The 18,843-nt window shown below is 51.9% G+C and carries 17 protein-coding genes and 5 pseudogenes; 21 read left to right on the forward strand and 1 reads right to left on the reverse strand.

All coding sequences use genetic code 11. From position 1 onward, the window contains the following. The first annotated feature begins 4 nt into the window (after nucleotides 1-4). The 21 genes and pseudogenes from DXA55_RS08480 to DXA55_RS08585 all read left to right on the forward strand — a co-directional run bounded on the left by DXA55_RS08480 (nucleotide 5) and on the right by DXA55_RS08585 (nucleotide 17,299). Nucleotides 5-1,186: a MerR family transcriptional regulator gene (locus tag DXA55_RS08480; RefSeq protein ID WP_117802055.1), complete on the forward strand. Its 1,182-nt coding sequence runs from the start codon at nucleotides 5-7 to the stop codon at nucleotides 1,184-1,186. 189 nt (nucleotides 1,187-1,375) lie between these two features. Beyond that, complete coding sequence (locus DXA55_RS08485) at nucleotides 1,376-2,104, forward strand: CpsB/CapC family capsule biosynthesis tyrosine phosphatase (RefSeq protein WP_055227942.1); 729 nt, start codon at nucleotides 1,376-1,378, stop codon at nucleotides 2,102-2,104. Nucleotides 2,105-2,123: 19 nt separating this feature from the next. After that, a complete protein-coding gene (locus DXA55_RS08490; protein ID WP_055228010.1) occupies nucleotides 2,124-2,867 on the forward strand; it encodes a YveK family protein in 744 nt (247 codons plus the stop codon). A 15-nt stretch (nucleotides 2,868-2,882) separates the two neighbouring features. After that, a complete protein-coding gene (locus DXA55_RS08495; RefSeq protein ID WP_055227943.1) occupies nucleotides 2,883-3,584 on the forward strand; it encodes a polysaccharide biosynthesis tyrosine autokinase in 702 nt (233 codons plus the stop codon). A 5-nt stretch (nucleotides 3,585-3,589) separates the two neighbouring features. Continuing rightward, a complete protein-coding gene (locus DXA55_RS08500) occupies nucleotides 3,590-4,324 on the forward strand; it encodes an immunoglobulin-like domain-containing protein (protein WP_117813742.1) in 735 nt (244 codons plus the stop codon). A gap of 138 nt (nucleotides 4,325-4,462) precedes the next feature. Further along, nucleotides 4,463-5,299 carry a selenium cofactor biosynthesis protein YqeC gene (yqeC, locus tag DXA55_RS08505; protein WP_117813744.1) on the forward strand — a complete coding sequence of 279 codons (837 nt, stop codon included), beginning with the start codon at nucleotides 4,463-4,465 and terminating at the stop codon, nucleotides 5,297-5,299. A gap of 25 nt (nucleotides 5,300-5,324) precedes the next feature. Further along, a pseudogene (gene moaC / locus DXA55_RS08510) lies at nucleotides 5,325-5,812 on the forward strand (cyclic pyranopterin monophosphate synthase MoaC). Nucleotides 5,813-5,815: 3 nt separating this feature from the next. Further along, nucleotides 5,816-6,331 carry a MogA/MoaB family molybdenum cofactor biosynthesis protein gene (locus DXA55_RS08515; protein ID WP_022462470.1) on the forward strand — a complete coding sequence of 172 codons (516 nt, stop codon included), beginning with the start codon at nucleotides 5,816-5,818 and terminating at the stop codon, nucleotides 6,329-6,331. Between the two features lie 21 nt (nucleotides 6,332-6,352). After that, nucleotides 6,353-7,394: pseudogene (gene selD / locus DXA55_RS08520) on the forward strand (selenide, water dikinase SelD). A gap of 26 nt (nucleotides 7,395-7,420) precedes the next feature. Next, nucleotides 7,421-8,033: pseudogene (gene yedF / locus DXA55_RS19255) on the forward strand (sulfurtransferase-like selenium metabolism protein YedF). After that, on the forward strand, nucleotides 8,030-9,178 hold the full coding sequence (locus tag DXA55_RS08535) for an aminotransferase class V-fold PLP-dependent enzyme (RefSeq protein WP_117813746.1): 1,149 nt from the start codon (nucleotides 8,030-8,032) through the stop codon (nucleotides 9,176-9,178). Before yedF ends, DXA55_RS08535 begins: the two are co-directional and overlap by 4 nt. Nucleotides 9,179-9,235: 57 nt before the next feature. Then, nucleotides 9,236-9,472, forward strand: coding sequence for a DUF3343 domain-containing protein (locus DXA55_RS08540; RefSeq protein ID WP_022462466.1), 237 nt, complete (start codon nucleotides 9,236-9,238; stop codon nucleotides 9,470-9,472). A 15-nt stretch (nucleotides 9,473-9,487) separates the two neighbouring features. Next, entirely contained in the window at nucleotides 9,488-9,859 is a 372-nt protein-coding gene (locus DXA55_RS08545) for a winged helix-turn-helix domain-containing protein (protein ID WP_117813837.1), read from the forward strand. Nucleotides 9,860-10,010: 151 nt separating this feature from the next. Then, nucleotides 10,011-10,855 (forward strand): annotated as a pseudogene (gene yqeB, locus DXA55_RS08550) (selenium-dependent molybdenum cofactor biosynthesis protein YqeB). A 29-nt stretch (nucleotides 10,856-10,884) separates the two neighbouring features. Beyond that, nucleotides 10,885-11,910 (forward strand): molybdopterin-binding protein, encoded by a 1,026-nt coding sequence (locus tag DXA55_RS08555; protein WP_117802062.1) that lies wholly within the window; start codon nucleotides 10,885-10,887, stop codon nucleotides 11,908-11,910. 3 nt (nucleotides 11,911-11,913) lie between these two features. Further along, nucleotides 11,914-12,885, forward strand: coding sequence for a GTP 3',8-cyclase MoaA (moaA, locus tag DXA55_RS08560; RefSeq protein ID WP_117813748.1), 972 nt, complete (start codon nucleotides 11,914-11,916; stop codon nucleotides 12,883-12,885). 37 nt (nucleotides 12,886-12,922) lie between these two features. Continuing rightward, a complete protein-coding gene (locus DXA55_RS08565) occupies nucleotides 12,923-13,360 on the forward strand; it encodes an MOSC domain-containing protein (RefSeq protein ID WP_022462461.1) in 438 nt (145 codons plus the stop codon). A gap of 29 nt (nucleotides 13,361-13,389) precedes the next feature. Further along, entirely contained in the window at nucleotides 13,390-14,412 is a 1,023-nt protein-coding gene (locus DXA55_RS08570; RefSeq protein ID WP_117813750.1) for an XdhC family protein, read from the forward strand. A gap of 26 nt (nucleotides 14,413-14,438) precedes the next feature. Next, complete coding sequence (gene modA / locus DXA55_RS08575) at nucleotides 14,439-15,386, forward strand: molybdate ABC transporter substrate-binding protein (RefSeq protein WP_199605760.1); 948 nt, start codon at nucleotides 14,439-14,441, stop codon at nucleotides 15,384-15,386. 153 nt (nucleotides 15,387-15,539) lie between these two features. Further along, nucleotides 15,540-16,244 carry a molybdate ABC transporter permease subunit gene (gene modB / locus DXA55_RS08580; protein WP_117813752.1) on the forward strand — a complete coding sequence of 235 codons (705 nt, stop codon included), beginning with the start codon at nucleotides 15,540-15,542 and terminating at the stop codon, nucleotides 16,242-16,244. A 56-nt stretch (nucleotides 16,245-16,300) separates the two neighbouring features. Continuing rightward, nucleotides 16,301-17,299, forward strand: a complete 999-nt coding sequence (locus tag DXA55_RS08585) for a sulfate/molybdate ABC transporter ATP-binding protein (RefSeq protein ID WP_242998425.1) — start codon at nucleotides 16,301-16,303, stop codon at nucleotides 17,297-17,299. Nucleotides 17,300-17,390: 91 nt separating this feature from the next. Here DXA55_RS08585 and DXA55_RS19260 read toward each other — a convergent pair. Beyond that, nucleotides 17,391-18,763 (reverse strand): annotated as a pseudogene (locus DXA55_RS19260) (sodium-dependent transporter). Between the last annotated feature and the right edge of the window lie 80 nt (nucleotides 18,764-18,843).

The raw sequence follows: 18,843 nt of genomic DNA on the forward strand, positions 1-18,843 counted from the left end.
GGATATGGATCAATATTATACCACTGGTGAATTTGCCCGGATGGCCCATGTGACCATTCGGACAATTCGCTATTACGACAAAAAAGGGCTGCTGAAGCCAAGCTTTATCAACGAGTCCGGTTATCGGATGTATTCGGATGAGGATTTTCTGAAGCTGCAGAAAATTTTATCGCTGAAATATCTCGGATTTTCCCTGAATGAGATCGGAAATATGACGATTCACGATACGAGTGCGGATATTCTGAAATCATTGAAAATGCAGATCGGACTTGTGCACAAGAAGATGGAAAATCTGGAGCAGATGGAAAAGGCACTGCAGAATACGACACAGATTCTGGAGGAGACGAACCAGATCGACTGGACCGGCATTCTGAACCTGATTCATCTGACCGATATGGAAAAGATGCTGGTGGAGCAGTACAAAAACGGGGAAAACCTGAATATCCGTATTTCGCTGCACGAGCAGTATTCCCAAAATAAAAAGGGATGGTTCCCGTGGCTTCTGGAACAGATGGATTTTGACGGTGCGCGCCGGATTCTGGAGATTGGCTGCGGAAACGGACAGCTCTGGAAAAAAGCGGAGCCATCCGTGCTGAAAGGAAAGTATATCTGTCTGTCTGACCTGTCAGACGGCATGATCCGGGATGCGGCGGAAAATCTGGGAGAAGAAAAGGCATCCTGTTTTGATTTCCGGACACTGGACTGCCAGAAGCTTCCGTTTCCGGATGCGGAATACGACCGGATTATTGCAAATCATGTTTTGTTCTATGTCCAGAATCTGTCCCGCGGTCTGCAGGAAATCAGCCGTGTGCTTTCAGATGACGGCGTGTTCTACTGCAGTACGTATGGAAAAGGCCATATGAAAGAGATTACCGATCTGGTACAGGAGTTTGATCCGCAGATCAATCTTTCGGAGGTGGCGCTGTATACTATTTTTGGTCTGGATCACGGAGAAAAGCAGTTAAAGCCTTATTTTGGCAGCGTAGAGAAAAGAATCTACGAGGACAGTCTTTGGGTCGACCGGCCGGAGCCGCTTCTGGACTATATCCTTTCCTGCCATGGAAATCAGAATGAGTATCTGTATCCGAGACAGCGGGAATTCAAAGAATTTCTGGAAAAGAAAATTCAGAAACACGGCGGAATTGCGATCACAAAAGAGGCAGGGGTTTTCATCTGCAGAAAATAACGGGAGAGGCCGACATGAAAATGGAGGTCTCTTTTTTATCCCTCATTTTAGGCAAGTTTGACAAAAATGTTAAAAAATAAATACAGAGTATGTTTTTTGTATTGCCAGAGATCACAAAAGGATGTATACTAAAGTAGAATGTCTAAGTATGCGTGACTTGAAGAAAGAACACAAAAAGAGGGATAAGGTATGAAGGAATTATTTGATGTACACTGCCATATGGTCCCGGGGGTAGACGACGGTGCAGCTGACCTGGAAGAGTCGCTGGCGATGCTGAAAATGCAGCACGAGGACGGGGTCAGGAAGATTATCATCACACCGCATTATCGGCGGCGGATGTTTGAAACACCGGCAAAAAAGGTACATGAGCAGTTTCTGAAACTGCAGGAAGCGGCAAAAAAGGAATATCCGGATATGTCGCTTTATCTCGGGTGTGAACTTCACTCGAACATGGATCTTCAGGATATCCTGGAAAAACGGAAATATGTGACCATGGCCGGTTCATCCTATGTTCTGTTGGAATTTTCCGAGGGAGATTCCGCACAGCATATCCGTGAGAGAGTCTACAATGTACTGTCCTGCGGTTATGAACCGATTATCGCGCATGTGGAGCGCTATCAGGCAACGGTAAAGAGCGTCGGATTTTCCAGCGATCTGGTGGATATGGGCGCAAGACTGCAGGTGAATGTGGAAAGTATACTTGGAAAGTATACGTGGGGGGCAAAACGCTACTGCAGAAAACTGATGAAGGAAGATCTGCTCGGTTTTGTCGGCAGCGATTCCCACAACACAAAAACACGTATTCCCAACATAGGAGCAGGCGCTGCCTATGTTTCAAAAAAAATGGGAGAGGCATATGCCGAAAGGATTTTCCACGATAATCCGATGGAAATCTTAAGGGATGCCGGAGAAATCTAAAAAAAGTCAGGAGAAGAAGATGGAAACGAATCAACAGAATCAGGATGAAATTGAAATCGATTTACTGGAACTGCTTCGTGTGCTCTGGAGCAAAATTGGCTATGTGATTTTAGCTGCATTGGCACTTGGCCTTCTGATGGTACTGGTCAGCAAAGTATTTATGAAGCCGCAGTATGAATCGACGACAAAAATGTATGTACTGTCAAAACAGGACAGTAGCAGTACTGTAACAAGTGGAGATCTGCAGGCAAGTTCTCTTTTAACCAAAGACTATGCGGAGCTGATTCAGAGCCGTCAGGTTGTTGAAACCGTTATTGCACAGTTAAATCTGGATCTTACCTATGAGGAGTTTTTGAACAAAATTACTGTTACTACACAGAACGATACGCGTATCCTTTCGATTACAGTAAAAGACGAAGATCCGTATGTAGCAAGCCAGATGGCGGATGCAATCCGTGTAGCAGCATCAGATCATATTCAGAACGTTATGAACACAGAAGCTGTAAATGTGGTAGATGAGGCGAATATTCCAGATGAGCCGGTAAGCCCAAGTATTAAGAAAAACGGGCTGATCGGTGCAATAGCAGGGGCATTTATCGCGATTGTCATCATCATTATTGTTTATCTGACAAATGACACCATCCAGACCTCCGAAGATGTAGAACGTTATCTGGGTGTCAGTACACTCGGCATAATTCCTCTTGCAGAAGGACAGAAAAAGAGCAAGAAGAAAAACAAAAACGGCCGTGGAAGAAAGAAATAAGGGAGGATACGGAACGTGAATCAGGTAGTAGTAAAACAGGAAAAATCAGGCTATCAGATTGTGGAAGCCTACAAATCTCTTCGGACCAACCTTCAGTTCTGCGGAGAAGATAAGAAAGTAATCGCGGTTACAAGCTGTACACCAAATGAGGGAAAGAGCAGTGTTTCTATGCAGCTCGGCATTTCTCTTGCAGAGAGCGGAAAAAGAGTGATTTTGATCGATGCCGATCTTCGGAAATCGGTTCTTCTTGGAAGAACGAAAACACAGAAATCTGTTCGCGGACTGGCACACTTCCTGTCCGGTCAGGCAACTCTGGAGGATGTCATCTGTTCTACCAATGTAAAGAACTTTTACATGATTTATTCCGGCCCGTTTCCGCCGAATCCGGCAGAGCTTCTGGGGGGAAAGAACTTCCGAAGTCTTTTAAATGCACTTCGTAAAGTTTACGATTATGTGATTGTGGATACTCCTCCGCTTGGAAGCGTTATCGACAGTGCAATCGTTGCAGAAATCTGTGATGGTTCAATCATGGTCATTGAGTCCGGTGTGATCAGCTATCGTTTTGCACAGGAAGTAAAGAGCCAGCTCGAGAGAAGTAACTGCCCGCTGCTTGGCGTTGTCCTGAACAAGGTGGATATGCAGAAACAGGCGTATGGTAAATACGGAAAATACGGTCAGTACAAATATGGAGATTACGGCCAGGAGGAGGACGATTAACTGCCATGAAAAAAGGGATTGTTGCAGGTTTGATTGTCCTGTGCGTGGCGCTAGGAGCCGGTACAGCAGCTGTCGTAGTGACGGACGACCGAAAAGGCCCGGAAATCGAGCTTCCAGCTGATGGGGATGTAACGTATGAGGAAGGCAGTGATACAGCGCCTTTGCTGGAAGGCGCTACTGCAACGGATGAGAAAGACGGAGATGTGACAGATTCGCTGGTGATTGAAAACATTTTCCCGAACGATGACCATACCAGTGCATCGGTTGTCTATGCGGCAAAGGACAGTCACAATAATGTATCAAAAGCAACACGCCGCGTGAATTATAAAGCTGCAGCGGAAGATACCCCGGCGGAAAATGAGGCTACGCAGGAAACGGATAACAGTGGGGCGGCAGATGAGTCTGCACCGGCAGCAGAGGAGCCGCAGCAGAATGACACAGAGGGCACAAAAAATGAGACAGATGCGCAGATGGAAATCGAAGCACTGCCGGCGGAAAGCCCAAAACTGTACCTGAATACGTATGAAGTAACAGTGGAAGCCGGAAACGATCTGGACAAAACCAGCTATATCAAAGAGATGACCGATGATGCAGACAGCCAGGAGTCACTCTTTAACCAGATTGAGATCGACGGCGATGTGGATACTGCAGTGCCGGGAGATTACACGCTGACGTATCATGTGACGGACAGCGATGGAAACAGATCAAATGCGGCGGTGCTTACCGTACACGTTCAGTAAGAATAGAAGAACTGCTCTGATGGGGATGCCCGATCGGGGCAGTTCTTTTTTCAAGTTTTTTCGGCGTGAGTAAAATTTGACAGCCCAAAATGAGTATGGTAGAGTGAGAAAGAAAGACGGCAGAAGGGGGCAGAGGAGATGCTTCGAATCTGGCAGAAAACAGAAAAACAGAAGCTGGAGCCGGTAGGAATGGGAACGGCGTTCCCCTTTTTAAAGGAAAAGAACCATGTAGTTTCTATCATCGGCGGCGGCGGAAAAACGACGCTGCTGTACGAGATGGCAGGCTTTTGTGTAAAAAACGATCAGAAGGTACTGGTGACAACTTCGACGCACATTTACCGTCCGCCGAAGGAATGGCATGACCAGAGTCTGGAAGCGGTCGAAAGAAAATTTCGCACAGGCCGCGCAGCGATTATCGGGAGTGCCTGCCGGGATCCGGAAAAGCTTTCCATGCCGGAAACGGAACTATTTGAAGCGGCACGCAAAAAGGCCGATCTGACGCTGATCGAGGCGGACGGCGCGAGGCACCTGCCGTGCAAGGCACCGGCGGAACATGAACCGGCGCTGCTTTCCTCTTCAGATCTTGTGATTGGTGTGACAGGTCTTTCGGCACTGGGACAGCCGCTTGGCAAGGGCTGCTTTCGGGCAGAACGGGCGGCGGAACTGCTTGGCTGTACGATGGAACACCATATCACGGAAGAAGATCTGGCACGGCTGATCGCATCGGAACAGGGACAGCAGAAGGATTTGAAAGGCAGAACGTTTTATGCGGTACTGCACCAGTATGAGGAAAAAGAACACCGGGCGGCCGCAGAGAAACTTGTGGAGCTGCTGCGCAGGCAGGGGATCGAGCATATTCTGGTTACGTGCGCGACAGGAAACAGAAGACAAAGCGGTGAGAACACGAATCCCTGGTATGGGAGAGCAGAGCTTCCCGTGCGTGAAGCGGAAGAAGAGTGGGAACCCGGAGAATAAAACGGAAATAGAACGGAGGAGACGGATGGCGGAATTTACCCATTTTAAGAAAGACGGCAGCGCGTCATGGTCGATGTCCATGAGAAGCCGGACACGTACCGGGCAGCATCGGCGACGGGAACCATACAGGTAAGCCCGGAGGTATTTGCAGCCGTGCGGGACCATACGGCGAAAAAAGGCGATGTGCTCGGCGTTGCACGGCTGGCAGGAATCATGGGGGCGAAGAAGAATGCGGAGTTGATTCCGCTGTGCCACATTGTGCCGCTGACGAACTGCGAAGTGACATTTACCACGGACGAGAATACAAATTCTATTACAGCCGTGTGCACCACATCATGTGTCGGAAAGACCGGCGTGGAGATGGAGGCGCTGACTGGTGTTTCCACAGCGCTGCTCACGATCTACGATATGTGCAAGGCGATGGACCGCGGCATGGTGATTCGTGATATCCACATTCTGGAAAAGGACGGCGGAAAGAGCGGTCATTATATCTATCAGAAAGAGGAAAAATAAAGCATGGCAGAAAAGAAAGATTTCCCGGTTTTCCGGGTGGGAATTGTAACGTTAAGTGACAAAGGCTATCAGGGCGAGCGCGAGGATAAGAGCGGCCCAAAGATCAAAGAGCTGCTTCCGGCGGAGCAGTATGAGGTCGTTTCGATGCGCCTTCTGCCGGATGAGCGGGCGATGATCGAGGAGGAACTGATCCGGCTTGCCGATCTGGAGCAGTGCGATCTTGTCCTCACGACAGGCGGCACGGGATTTTCCATGCGGGATGTGACACCGGAGGCAACTCTGGCGGTATCCGGCCGTGTGGCACCTGGCATCGCGGAGGCGATCCGCGCGGGCAGCATGGCGATCACAAAACGGGCGATGCTGAGCCGGGCAGTGAGTGCAATCCGTCATCGGACGCTGATTATCAATCTGCCGGGAAGCCCGAAGGCGGTGGAAGAGAGTCTTGGATTTGTACTTGATACCCTGCCGCATGCGCTGGGACTTCTGCGCGGAACGGACGGAGAGTGCGGAAGAAGCTGAAAAAAGAGGGAACAGGTAACGATGGAAGAAGAAAAAATTATTTTCTGTAAGAGCGGCGGCTGTACGGCAAAGCTCGGGGCAGGCGTGCTCGAACATATTTTGGAGAAGCTGCCGAAAGGGGAAAAGGATCCGAATCTGCTGGTGGGCTATGACAGCAAAGACGATGCATCCGTCTACCGGCTGACGGACGACCTTGCGATGGTCCAGACGCTGGATTTCTTTCCGCCGGTGGTGGAGGATCCGTACACGTTTGGAAAAATTGCGGCGGCGAATGCCTTAAGCGACATCTATGCGATGGGCGGAGAGGTGCGGACAGCCTGAATATCGTCTGCTTTCCGGACAGATGGATCTGAATGTCCTCGGAGAAATCATGCGCGGCGGCGCGGAAAAGGTGCAGGAGGCGGGCGGATCGCTCTCCGGCGGTCATTCGATTGCGGATGACAGTGTAAAATACGGCCTTTCTGTCACGGGAACCGTGCATCCGGACCGGATCTGGCAGAACAATACGGGCCGCGTGGGTGATCTGCTCATTCTGACGAAACCGCTCGGAACCGGCATTCTCTGTGCGGCGCACCGCGTCGGGGAGGAAAACCCGGGGGGATTTCAAAAGGCAGTGGAATCGATGATGACGCTGAATAAGTACACCTCGGAGACGGCACGGAAGTATAACATTCATGCCTGTACCGATGTAACGGGCTTTAGTTTCCTAGGACATCTGCATGAGATGATGGAGTCGGGCGTGTCCTGCCATATCTGGGCGGATCAGATTCCGGTGTTCCCGGGGGCTGTGGAAGCGGCGGAGGAGTTTCTGATCACTGCGGCAGGCCAGCGGAACCGGAATCATCTGGAGCAGTATGTGACCTTTAAGGATATACCGTTCGGCATGCAGGAGGTGCTGTTTGACCCGCAGACATCGGGAGGGCTTCTGATGGCCGTGGATGCCGTGGATGCAGAAAAAATGCAGAGAAAACTGCTGGAGCAGGGGATTCCGGCAGCAATCGTTGGAAAAATCACAGAGCCGGCAGGAACCGAAATTTATGTGACACAGAGCAGGAAATGGTAAGGCAGGGAGGATGAAAAATGGCAGAGATGGAGAAAAAGACAGTAAACGCAATGGGTGATGTGTGCCCGGTACCGCTGGTAAAGGCAAAAAATGCGATTGCAGAACTTGCGGGAAGCGGAAAAGTGGAGGTTCTGGTGGATAATGAAATCGCCGTGCAGAACCTGGAAAAATGGCGCAGCAGAAAGGATATGGCTTTCTGGTAAAAGAGAAGAAAGAAAAAGAGTATCATGTGGAGTTCACCGTATCGGAAACAGAGCCGGCTGAAACAGAAGAGAAAACCGTATGCCTCGTACCGGCGGCAAAGAAAACAAAACTCGTTGTTCTTTCTGCAGACATATGGGCGAAGGAGCCGAGGAGCTGGGTAAAATTCTGATGAAGAGCTTCCTTTATGCACTGACCCAGCAGGATGAGCTGCCGGATACGATTCTGTGCTACAACGGCGGTGCAAAGTTGACCTGCGAGGGTTCCGAGTCCCTGGAGGATCTGAAAGATCTGGCAGCGCGCGGCGTTGAAATTCTGACCTGTGGAACATGCCTGAACTTCTACGGCATCACCGAAAAGCTGCAGGTCGGCAGTGTGACCAACATGTATGACATCGTGGAGCGCATGAGCAGCGCAGACCGCGTGATTAAGCCATGATTTACCTCGATTCGGCGGCAACGTCGCTGTGGCATCCAAAAGAAGCAGAGGAGCGTATGATCCAGGCACTGCGCGGCTGTGGAAATGCAGGCCGCGGTGCACACGATGCGACACTGGATGCGGGCCGCATCGTCTTTGAGACGAGAATGCGGCTGGCAGAGTTGTTTCACGCGGAGAGCCCGGAGCGGATTGCATTTACGTGCAACGATACGGAGGCACTGAACACGGCAATTTTCGGACTCTTCGGGCCGGGGGATCATGTGATCACGACAGTCTGCGAGCATAATTCCGTTCTGCGCCCGCTGTATGCACTGGAAAAACAGGGACTGGAGCTTTCCGTGATCCCGGCGGATGTATCTGGAAGGATCAATTACGATCAGATGGAAGCGGCAGTGCGGAAAAACACGAAAGCGTTTGTCGTTACGCATGCCTCCAACCTGACCGGAAATATCACGGATCTTGCGCGGGTGTGCGAAATTGCGGAACACCATTCCCTGCTTCTGATCGTCGATGCGGCGCAGACAGCGGGGATTCTGCCGATTGATGTACAGAAAAGCGGGATCGACGTGCTCTGTTTTTCCGGCCACAAGGGACTATTAGGGCCGCAGGGAACCGGCGGAATCTACGTTCGTCCCAAACTTTCGATCCGGCCGCTCAAAATGGGCGGAAGCGGAATCCGAAGCTATGAAAAAGAACAGCCTGCGGCGATGCCGGAGCACCTGGAAGCTGGAACTTTAAATGTCCACGGAATTGCGGGACTTCTGGGAGCGCTGGAATATCTGGAGAAGACGGGGATTGAAATGATTTACAAAAGAGAGAGGGAGCTGATGCACCTCTTTCTGGAGGAAATTCAGGGAATCCCGGGACTTACTTTATATGGAACAGACGATCTGCAGCAGCGGGTACCAACGGCGGCATTAAACATCGGCTCCTGTGATTCGGGATATGTCAGCGACTGGCTGTATGAGAACTATGGTATTGCAGTCCGAAGCGGGGCACACTGCGCGCCGTTGATGCACGAAGCACTCGGGACACGGGAGCAGGGAGCCGTGCGGTTCAGCTTTTCCCATGTACTGACGGAAGAAGAAGTCCGGATTGCCGCGCAGGCACTGCGGGAGTTTGCCGAAGAAGAAATGCAGCAGTGAGAGAGGCGGCAGCCGGCATCCGGGATACAAAAGAAGCCGGAAAAAGGAAGAAACGATATGAGACAGCGAAAAGAAACCTGGATTCTGACGTTTGCGGGGACAACGCAGGCGATGCAGATGGAGCAGTATGCGAGAGCGCACGGCCTGCCGGGAAGGATGATCCCCGTTCCGCGGGAAATTACGGCGGGCTGCGGCCTTTCCTGGAAAGCAGCGCCGGAAGAGGGAAAAGAAATCCTTGCGGCACTTCAGACGGCGGGACTTGCCTATGAGGCGGAGTACCGTGTGCTGCTGTAGAGGTGTGAGGTGGAGATGGAAGAAAAAGAAGAAACATTACGACAGAAGCTGCGGTACGACATGCGGCTGCGCGTCAGCCGGACGGATCATGCCTTCGGTCCCGGTGTGGCGGAGCTGATGGAGCATGTGGAGGCAACCGGCTCCCTTTCGAAGGGCTGCAAATGCATGCAGATGGCGTACTCGAAGGGATGGAAAATCTTAAAGCGCGCCGAGGAGGATCTCGGCATCCCGCTGGTACAGGGCAACCGGGGCGGCAGCAACGGCGGCCAGACGGTACTGACCCCGGAGGGAAAAGAATTCCTGAAGCGGTACCGGAAGTTTGAACAAGAAGTCCGCGCAGGCACCGATGCGTCGTTTCAGAAGTGGTTTGGAACAGAAGAAAAATAACATTTTTTACGGGGACACGTTGACAAAACGGGTCCTTTCCTGTATTTTTATTAATGGAAAAAGCGTTATTCTTGCACGAGAATAACGAGGCAGACCGCGGAAGACGGAAGAAAACGGCGGCTGCTGAAACGAAAGAAGGAAGACAGCGAAGATGAAAAAGAAAGATCTGATCGTGGTACGGGGAGCAGGAGATCTTGCAACCGGTACGATCCATCGTCTGAAAAAAGCGGGCTTTCGTCTGCTGGTTCTGGAAGCAGAGCACCCGGCGGCGATCCGGCGGCAGGTGGCTTTGAGCGAAGCGGTATATGCCGGCAGTGCAGGGTAGAGGACGTGGAAGCCGTGCGCATGGACGTGGATCTCGCAGAGAAAAAGAACCGGAAAGAACTTCTGGAACAGGAAATGGAGCGGATCTGGAAGAAAGATGGTGTTCCGGTGCTCGTGGATCCGGCGGGACTAAGCATTGCAGCACTTCGCCCGGCCGTCGTGGTCGATGCGATTCTGGCGAAGAAAAATCTCGGGACGACAAAAGAGATGGCGCCGCTTGTGATTGCCCTCGGACCGGGCTTTACGGCAGGAGAAGATGTGGATGTTGTAATTGAGACGAAGCGCGGTCATAATCTTGGACGCGTGATCCGAAGCGGAAGCGCGGTTCCGAACACTGGCATTCCGGGCATCATCGGCGGGTACGGAAAAGAGCGTGTGATGCATGCACAGGCGGAAGGTATTCTGCGGAATGCGGCTTCGATCGGAGACATTGTGGAAGCCAGGGCTGTGATTGCAGAGATTGAGACAGAAAACGGGACGGTACCTGTGGAAGCATCTCTCTCCGGTCTGCTGCGCGGGCTGATCCGCGACGGCTATCCGGTGACAAAGGGATTTAAGATTGCGGACATCGATCCGCGGAAAGAAGAACTGCAGAACTGCTTCACGATTTCCGATAAGGCGCGGTGCATCGCCGGAAGCGTGCTGGAAGTGATCTGCGGGGAACTGGAATAGATTCAAATAGAAAAAGTGAGGCGTTTCAGATGAAACTGATGAAAACAGAAGACGCGGTAGGCCAGGTGCTCTGCCACGATATTACACAGATTATCAAAGGTGTGACAAAAGATGCGGTATTCCGCAAAGGCCACATCATTACAGAAGAAGATATTCCGGTGCTGTTAAGTGTCGGAAAGGACAACATTTACATCTGGGAAAAGGACGATACAATGCTGCATGAAAATGAGGCGGCACAGATTCTTTACGATATGTGTAAAAACGATCACATGCATCCGTCCGATGTCAAAGAAGGAAAAATTGAACTGATCGCGGACTGCGACGGTCTTTTGAAAGTGGACCGCGAGAAGCTGAAAAAAGTAAACAGCCTCGGCGAGATGATGATTGCGACGCGCCACGGTGATACATACGTGAAAAAAGGCGACAAACTGGCGGGAACGAGAATTATTCCGCTCGTCATCAAAAAAGAGAAGATGGAGACGGCACAGGCAGTCTGTTCCGACGGGCCGATCCTGACCTTAAAGCCGTTCCACAAGAAAAAATTTGCGGTTCTGACAACGGGAAATGAAGTGTATTACCATCGGATCGAGGACACCTTCACACCGGTTATCCAGGAAAAGCTGGCAGAATTCGGCGCGGAGATGATCTTTCATGAGGTTTACGATGATGATGCATCGAAGATCACAGACGGATGCCGCCGCGCGATGGAAGCGGGTGCCGATCTTGTCTTCTGCACCGGAGGAATGAGTGTGGATCCGGACGACAAGACGCCGCTGGCGATCAAAAATACCGGAGCACGCATCGTTTCCTACGGCGCGCCGGTGCTGCCGGGAGCCATGTTCCTTCTGGCGTATGCCGAAAACGGAACACCGATCGTCGGCCTGCCGGGATGCGTCATGTATTCGAAACGGACGATTTTCGATCTTGTCCTGCCGCGCCTCATTGCAGATGATGAGGTGACAGCGGAGGAGCTGGCCGGTCTTGGCGAGGGCGGTCTCTGCCTGAACTGCAAGGTCTGCACCTTCCCGAACTGCGGTTTTGGAAAAGGAAGATAAACGATGAAGGATCAGTATGGCAGAACGATAGATTACCTGCGGATTTCCATCACGGACGCGTGCAATTTGAGATGCCGGTACTGTATGCCGGAGAGTGCGGCGGGCTGTGCACTGGAGCAGGCGGAACAGAATCCGCCGCTTACCGTCGAAGAGATGCTGAAGATTGTGCACGCCGCGGCTGGGCTTGGCATCACGCATTACCGGATTACCGGAGGGGAACCGCTGGTAAGAAAAGAGTGCGTGGAGCTGGTGCAGAAAATAAAAGCAGTGCCGGGCACCGCATCCGTTGGGATCACGACGAATGGCGTGCGCCTGGCATCGTGTGCGAGGGATCTGAAGGCGGCCGGCTGTGACAGTGTGAATGTGAGCCTGGATACAGTGGATGCGGCAGAGTTTGCGGCGATTACCGGACGCGATGCGCTGGAGCAGGTAAAGCAGGGCATCTGCGCGGCCAAAGAGGCGGGTCTTTTAGTGAAGCTGAATGCGGTGCATCGAAAAGAACTGCATGCGCAGGAACTGATTGAATTTGCAGAGCAGGAAAAAGTCCCGGTGCGGTTCATCGAGGTGATGCCGGTGGGCGCCGGAAAATCGTACGTGGGTCCGTCGAATGAGGCGCTGAAAACAGAGCTGGAACAGTGGTATGGGGCATGTACGCCGGACCAGGAAAAAGAAGGAAACGGTCCTGCGGCTTATGTGCGGTACGAAAAGCTGTCGATGCCCGTCGGCTTTATCAGCGCGATCCACGGAAAGTTCTGCGGAAGCTGCAACCGCGTACGGCTGACAAGCCGCGGCTTTTTAAAGCTCTGTCTCTGTTATGAGAACGGTGTGGATCTGCGGGAGGTTCTGCAGAACGGAACGGCGGCGGATCTGCGGGATGTGATGGCACAGGCAATCTTAAAAAAGCCGATGGAACACTGCTTTGAGCGGCCGAAGGATATGACAGAGCACCACCTGATGTCCGGCATCGGCGGATGAAATGACGGCGGTTCGAAAAGAAGAGGAAACAAAAGAAATGGGAAAAATCATAGGAATCTGTATCAGTGAAAAACGGGGAACGGCAAAGCACGAGGTGGAAACGGCGAAGCTGGTGGAAGACTGGGGCATCGAGGGCGATGCACACGCCGGGCACTGGCACCGCCAGGTGAGCCTTTTGTCGTATGAAAAAATAGAAGCCTTCCGTGCAAAGGGGGCGGATATTCCGCTCGGCGCCTTCGGGGAAAACCTGATCGTGGAAGGATATGATTTCCGGAATCTGCCGGTCGGCACGCGGTTTTCCTGCGGGGATGCGCTGCTTGAGATGACGCAGATCGGAAAGGAGTGCCACAGCCACTGCGAGATTTTCAAACGCATGGGCGAATGCATCATGCCGCGGGAGGGCGTTTTCGCGGTGGTGCTGCGCGGCGGCACGATTCAAAAGGGTGACACCATCGAACTGGTGACGGAAAAGTAGACCGGAGATCAGACACAAGGAGAGGAAACATGGACGAACTTTACCGGAAACTGCTTGCACAGCTGGAAGAGGGACAGGACACGGTTCTTGCCTTTATCACCGAAGGGGACGGCTCCATTCCGCGCACGACGGGCGCCTATATGCTGGTCGGCCGGGAAGGACGGGTTTTCGGAACTATCGGCGGCGGAAATCTGGAATATCAAGCGGTTCTGCATGCGCAGGAGCTGGTGCAGGAGAAGAAAAGTGAATACAGAGAATACGATCTCGGAACCGGAGAGGGGAAGGGGCTTGGCATGGTCTGCGGCGGCAGAGTGAAGGTGTGCTTCTATTTTATGAATGGAGCGCACGGCGAAGCAGAAAGCCTGGCGCAGGCGCTTGCGGCGCAGGAGCAGTACTGCAGTTACTGGATTTTTTTTGCGCTGGACGGAACCGGCATCCGCGTGCTGGAAAAAGAAGCGTGGGAAATGCTTCCGGCGGCACAGGAAAAAGCGGGCCACTGCCGGATTCTGGAACTGGACGGGAAAACGTATTACGCCGAGGAATTCTGCTACGACGGAAAGGTTTATCTGTTCGGCGGCGGCCATCTGGCCCAGGAACTCGTTCCGGTGCTGCATCATCTGGATTTCTGCTGTATCGTACTCGATGACCGGGAGGAATATGTGGACAAAGCATTGTTCCCGGACGCCGGGCAGACCATGCTGGTGGATTTTACGAAACTGGACGAGATTCTTTCGATCCGGAAAAATGATTATCTCGTGATTGTGACACGCGGCCACCGGTGCGATGCGGATGCCGAGGCGTTTGCGCTTCGCACCGGCGCGTCGTACATCGGTGTGGTGGGAAGCCGCAGAAAGACAAAGTATGTGCGCGAAAAACTGGAAGCGCAGGGTTTTACCGGAGAACAGCTCGACAGTGTCTATGCCCCGATCGGAATCGAGATTGGAAGCGAGACGCCGGCGGAGATTGCAATCAGCATTGCCGCACAGCTCATTCAGATCCGGTCAGCAAAAACCGGAAAACGAAAAGGTGCACATCCGGCGCTTCATACGTAAATATACAAAATGAGGAGTCAATTATCATGAAAAAGAAAACAGTATCCATTCTTCTGACAGCAGCTATGGCACTTTCTCTTGCCGCATGCGGATCTTCCAATTCCACAGATTCTTCCAGTAAGAGCAGCTCCAAGGCAGAGAGCACATCTGCATCCAGCGCTTCTTCGGAAGCAGAGAGCGCATCCAGCGCCGAGAGCACAGCAGACGGCGAAGTATTTGACGATACTACTGTCACCGTATTTGCCGCAAAGAGCCTGAACTCCGTAATGGAGACTCTGATCAGCGAGTACAATAAGACCCAGCCGAATGTCAAACTGGTTGGAAGCTATGACAGCTCAGGAACCCTGATGACACAAATCGAAGAGGGTGCATCCTGCGACGTATTCTTCTCCGCAGCAGCAAAACAGATGGATCAGCTTGAGAAAGAGAATCTTCTGGTTGAGGGAACCCGTCACAACATCGTAAACAATCAGGTCTGCGTTGTAACCTATGAGGGAAGCAATACAGAAGTTACGGGCCTGGAGGATCTGAACAAGGCATCCAGCATCGCACTGGCAGATGGCTCCGTTCCGGTTGGAAAATACACAAGAGAAGCACTGGTCAATGCAGGCATTCTGGAGAAAGCAGACGACGTATCGGCCATCACAACCCAGCAGGTTTCCGAAGCGCTCGGCGGCGTGGAAATCAATGAATGCGCAAACGTAGGAGCCGTTACTTCCGCAGTTGCAGAGGGATCCAACGAGGTTGGTACGGTTTACTATTCTGATACCTACGGTCTGGAAGACTGCCTGAAGGTTCTGCAGGTCGTTCCGTACGATCTGACCGGAAATGTCATCTACCCGGCAGCACAGGTTGTCAACAAAGAGGCAGATGAGACCGAGCAGGCAGCAGCGAAAGACTTCGTAGAGTTTCTGACTTCCGATGAGGCAGCCGCCATCTTCCGGAATTATTACTTTGATACAGAGGTAGAATAAAAAGAAGATCCCACAAAAAACAGCAGGGATTTGAAATCACCGTCCGAAAAAGAAAGATTTCGTTTCTGCGGACGGTGGTTTTGCATCAGAGAAAATCCGGGCAGGATGCGTGATGCAGGTATGCAGGGCTGCCGTGGATAGAAAGGAAATGTTATGCAGGAAATACTGGATTTTTTACAGTCACTGGACTGGAGCCCGCTTGTCATTTCGATCAAGACCGGTATTGTGGCGACGATTCTGTCCTTTTTCTTTGGTATTTTTGCCGCGCGTGCGGTGATGAAGCTGCGTCCCGGCGCGCGTGCCGTGATTGACGGCTTTCTGACACTTCCGATGATTCTGCCGCCGACCGTTGCAGGCTTTTTCCTGCTTCTGATTTTCAGCCTCCGCCGTCCGTTTGGCGCTGCACTGTATGAGAATTTCAGTATCAAGGCAGTACAGACATGGCTTGGCTGTATTCTGGCGGCAACGATTATCGCGTTTCCGCTGATGTACCGCAATACGAGAGCGGCATTTGAGCAGGTGGATACGAACCTGATCTATGCGGCGCGGACGCTTGGTATGTCGGAGTGGAAGATTTTCTGGAAAGTGGTCATCCCATCGGCAGGTCCCGGCGTGCTCTCCGGTACGGTGCTGGCATTTGCAAGGGCGCTCGGTGAGTACGGCGCGACGTCGATGCTGGCCGGAAATATTCCGGGAAAGACGGGTACCGTTTCCCAGAAAATCGCAATGGTGATTCAGGACGGGGATTATAAAACGGCGGGTTTTTGGTCTGTTGTCGTACTGCTCGTCGGATTCTTTACGATGACAGCGATGAATCTTCTCGGCAACCGGAGAAAGAAAAATCAGAAACAGTGGTAGAGAGGATAAATCATGGCACTTGAAGTAGATATTACGAAAAAACTGGACGGCTTTTTATGCATATGCAGTTCCGGGCGGAGCAGGAGATTTTTGCGATTCTCGGCGCGTCGGGCTGTGGAAAAAGCATGACCTTAAAGTGTATCGCCGGAATCGAAAAGCCGGATGAGGGGCGGATTGTCCTTGACGGCAAGGTGCTGTTTGATTCGGAGAAAAAAATAAATCTGCCGCCGCAGAAGCGGAAAGTCGGCTATATGTTCCAGGATTACGCCCTGTTTCCGCATATGAATGTTGTGCAGAATATTGAGGCAGGCATGGGAAAACGGCCGGACCGGAGCCGGACGGAATCGTTGATCCGCCAGTTTCAGCTGGAAGGGCTGGAGAAAAAGATCCCGGGACAGCTTTCCGGCGGACAGAAACAGCGCGTCGCGATGGCACGGATGCTCGCAGCAGAGCCGGAGCTGATTCTGCTCGACGAGCCGTTTTCAGCGCTCGATACCTATCTGAAATGGCAGTTGGAGCAGGAGATGTACAAACATCTGAAGGAGGCCGGAAAACCGGTCATCTTCGTATCACACAACCGCGATGAGGTGTACCGCCTCTGCGATACGGTGAGCTGTATGAACCGGGGAAAGATGGAAGTCATGGAACCGCTGAAGGAATTTTTCCAGAATCCGAAGACGCGCACAGCGGCAATTTTGTCGGGCTGCAAGAACATTTCGGCGGCCGAGCGGGTGGATGCGCACACGCTGCGGGCCGTGGACTGGGGCGTGACGCTGCACGTAAAGGAGCGGGAAATTGCAGACGATATCCGCGCAGTCGGCATCCGGGCACATTTTCTGGCCACAGTAGAAAGGCCGGGTGAGGAAAATGTATTTCCGGTCAACGAATCCGAAATCTGGGAAGATCCGTTTGAATGGAACATTTCGTTCCGGAAGAATGCCGAATGCAGCTGGCTGCAGTGGAAGATCGCAAAAACAGACTGGAGCCCGGAAATGGGGATTCCAAAGGAGCTGTATCTGAAGGAGGAAGATATTTTGCTGCTGACGGATTCCTGATGCTGGTGTGACAGATTTGGATAAAAAAAGATTGTTTTCGAAATCGTGATCGTGTTTCGAAAACAATCTTTTTTCATCGTTTACAGATTCATTACATGGTGATCCAGCCGAATGCATTTGCCACGGAGCTGAACAGAATGATCAGTGCAAACACCGGGCAGAGATACTGGATCATGACAAGAAAGATTTTCTTTCTGCGGAAGCGGCTCTCACCGTGGATGATTTCTTCCTCGATTTTCGCCACACCAATGACTCTCGAAACGAGAAGACAGGTGGCAATGGCAGCAATTGGCATCATCACGGAGTTTGTCAGGAAGTCGAAGAAATCCAGGAACTGCATGCCAAGAATGGTGACGGAGGAAAGCGGTCCGTAGCCAAGGCAGGAGAGCGTTCCGAGCGCAATCATGATAACGCCGATCAGAATGGTCGATTTTTTACGGCCCCAGCCGAGCTCATCCTCAAAGGTGGAAACGGCACTTTCTGTCAGTGCGATGGAGCTGGTCAGTGCGGCAAACAGCACCAGAAGGAAAAACAGAATACCGATCACAGTGCCGAAGCCCATATTGGCGAATACCTTCGGGATGGTGATAAACATCAGGGAAGGTCCTGCCTGCAGGGTATCCGGATCTCCGCCGGAGAAGGCAAAGACGGCAGGAATGATCATGAGACCTGCCATGATTGCAATTGCGGTGTCGAAAACTTCGACGTTCCGGGTGGAATCCTCAATCGCGGTCTCCTTTTTCATGTAGGAACCGAAGGTGATCAGAATACCCATCGCGATCGAGAGGGAGTAGAACATCTGTCCCATGGCGGCAACAACGGACATCCATGAAAAGTTTTTGAGGTTCGGAACAAGGAAATACTTCACGCCTGCCAGTGCGCCCGGTCTTGTTACGGAATAAACGGCAATGATAACGGAAAGGACGATCAGAATCGGCATCATCACCTTGGAAACGCGTTCAATGCCGTTTCGCACACCGGCGTAGATGATGGCGACCGTAATAAGGCAGAAAACGGCAAAACAGAGCTCTGTGGAACTCCGTTTGAGATGAAGCCGGAAAAATAGCCGTCCTCTGCGAGCAGGGTACTGTTGCCCTTCACGTATTCGATCAGATATTTGATGACCCATCCTCCGATGACAGAGTAGTATGGAACGATCAGAATCGGGATAATGGCGTTGATCCAGCCCCCGGCGGAAAGCCATTTCGATTTGCCGAACGACTGGAAAGCGCCGACCGGGCTTTTTCGTGTCATGCGTCCGATGGCGGACTCGGCAACGATCATGGAGTAGCCGAAGGTGAGCGCCAGCAGGATATAAATGAGGAGGAAAATTCCTCCGCCGTATTTTGCTGCGAGGTAGGGAAAACGCCAGATATTTCCAAGTCCGACGGAAGCGCCTGCTGCAGCCAGCACGTAACCGATTTTGCCGGAAAACGAGCTGCGGGATTTGTTGTGTTTGTTCATAGAGTTCCTTCCTTTTGTGTGTTACAAAAATTTTGGGTTTATGGTCAGTTCTTGAAGACTTTTTATGCTGACACCATAAA

The sequence above is a fragment of the Blautia sp. OF03-13 genome (assembly GCF_003460685.1).
GTDB classification, from domain to species: domain Bacteria; phylum Bacillota; class Clostridia; order Lachnospirales; family Lachnospiraceae; genus Fusicatenibacter; species Fusicatenibacter saccharivorans.

Coding starts and splice junctions, on each gene's coding strand:
- DXA55_RS08585 (WP_242998425.1), top strand. CDS start 16,301: ATGCATATGCAGTTCCGGGCGGAGCAGGAGATTTTTGCGATTCTCGGC.
- DXA55_RS08500 (WP_117813742.1), top strand. CDS start 3,590: ATGAAAAAAGGGATTGTTGCAGGTTTGATTGTCCTGTGCGTGGCGCTA.
- DXA55_RS08490 (WP_055228010.1), top strand. CDS start 2,124: ATGGAAACGAATCAACAGAATCAGGATGAAATTGAAATCGATTTACTG.
- DXA55_RS08480 (WP_117802055.1), top strand. CDS start 5: ATGGATCAATATTATACCACTGGTGAATTTGCCCGGATGGCCCATGTG.
- DXA55_RS08485 (WP_055227942.1), top strand. CDS start 1,376: ATGAAGGAATTATTTGATGTACACTGCCATATGGTCCCGGGGGTAGAC.
- modA (WP_199605760.1), top strand. CDS start 14,439: ATGAAAAAGAAAACAGTATCCATTCTTCTGACAGCAGCTATGGCACTT.
- DXA55_RS08570 (WP_117813750.1), top strand. CDS start 13,390: ATGGACGAACTTTACCGGAAACTGCTTGCACAGCTGGAAGAGGGACAG.
- DXA55_RS08540 (WP_022462466.1), top strand. CDS start 9,236: ATGAGACAGCGAAAAGAAACCTGGATTCTGACGTTTGCGGGGACAACG.
- yqeC (WP_117813744.1), top strand. CDS start 4,463: ATGCTTCGAATCTGGCAGAAAACAGAAAAACAGAAGCTGGAGCCGGTA.
- moaA (WP_117813748.1), top strand. CDS start 11,914: ATGAAGGATCAGTATGGCAGAACGATAGATTACCTGCGGATTTCCATC.
- DXA55_RS08555 (WP_117802062.1), top strand. CDS start 10,885: ATGAAACTGATGAAAACAGAAGACGCGGTAGGCCAGGTGCTCTGCCAC.
- DXA55_RS08535 (WP_117813746.1), top strand. CDS start 8,030: ATGATTTACCTCGATTCGGCGGCAACGTCGCTGTGGCATCCAAAAGAA.
- modB (WP_117813752.1), top strand. CDS start 15,540: ATGCAGGAAATACTGGATTTTTTACAGTCACTGGACTGGAGCCCGCTT.
- DXA55_RS08565 (WP_022462461.1), top strand. CDS start 12,923: ATGGGAAAAATCATAGGAATCTGTATCAGTGAAAAACGGGGAACGGCA.
- DXA55_RS08515 (WP_022462470.1), top strand. CDS start 5,816: ATGGCAGAAAAGAAAGATTTCCCGGTTTTCCGGGTGGGAATTGTAACG.
- DXA55_RS08545 (WP_117813837.1), top strand. CDS start 9,488: ATGGAAGAAAAAGAAGAAACATTACGACAGAAGCTGCGGTACGACATG.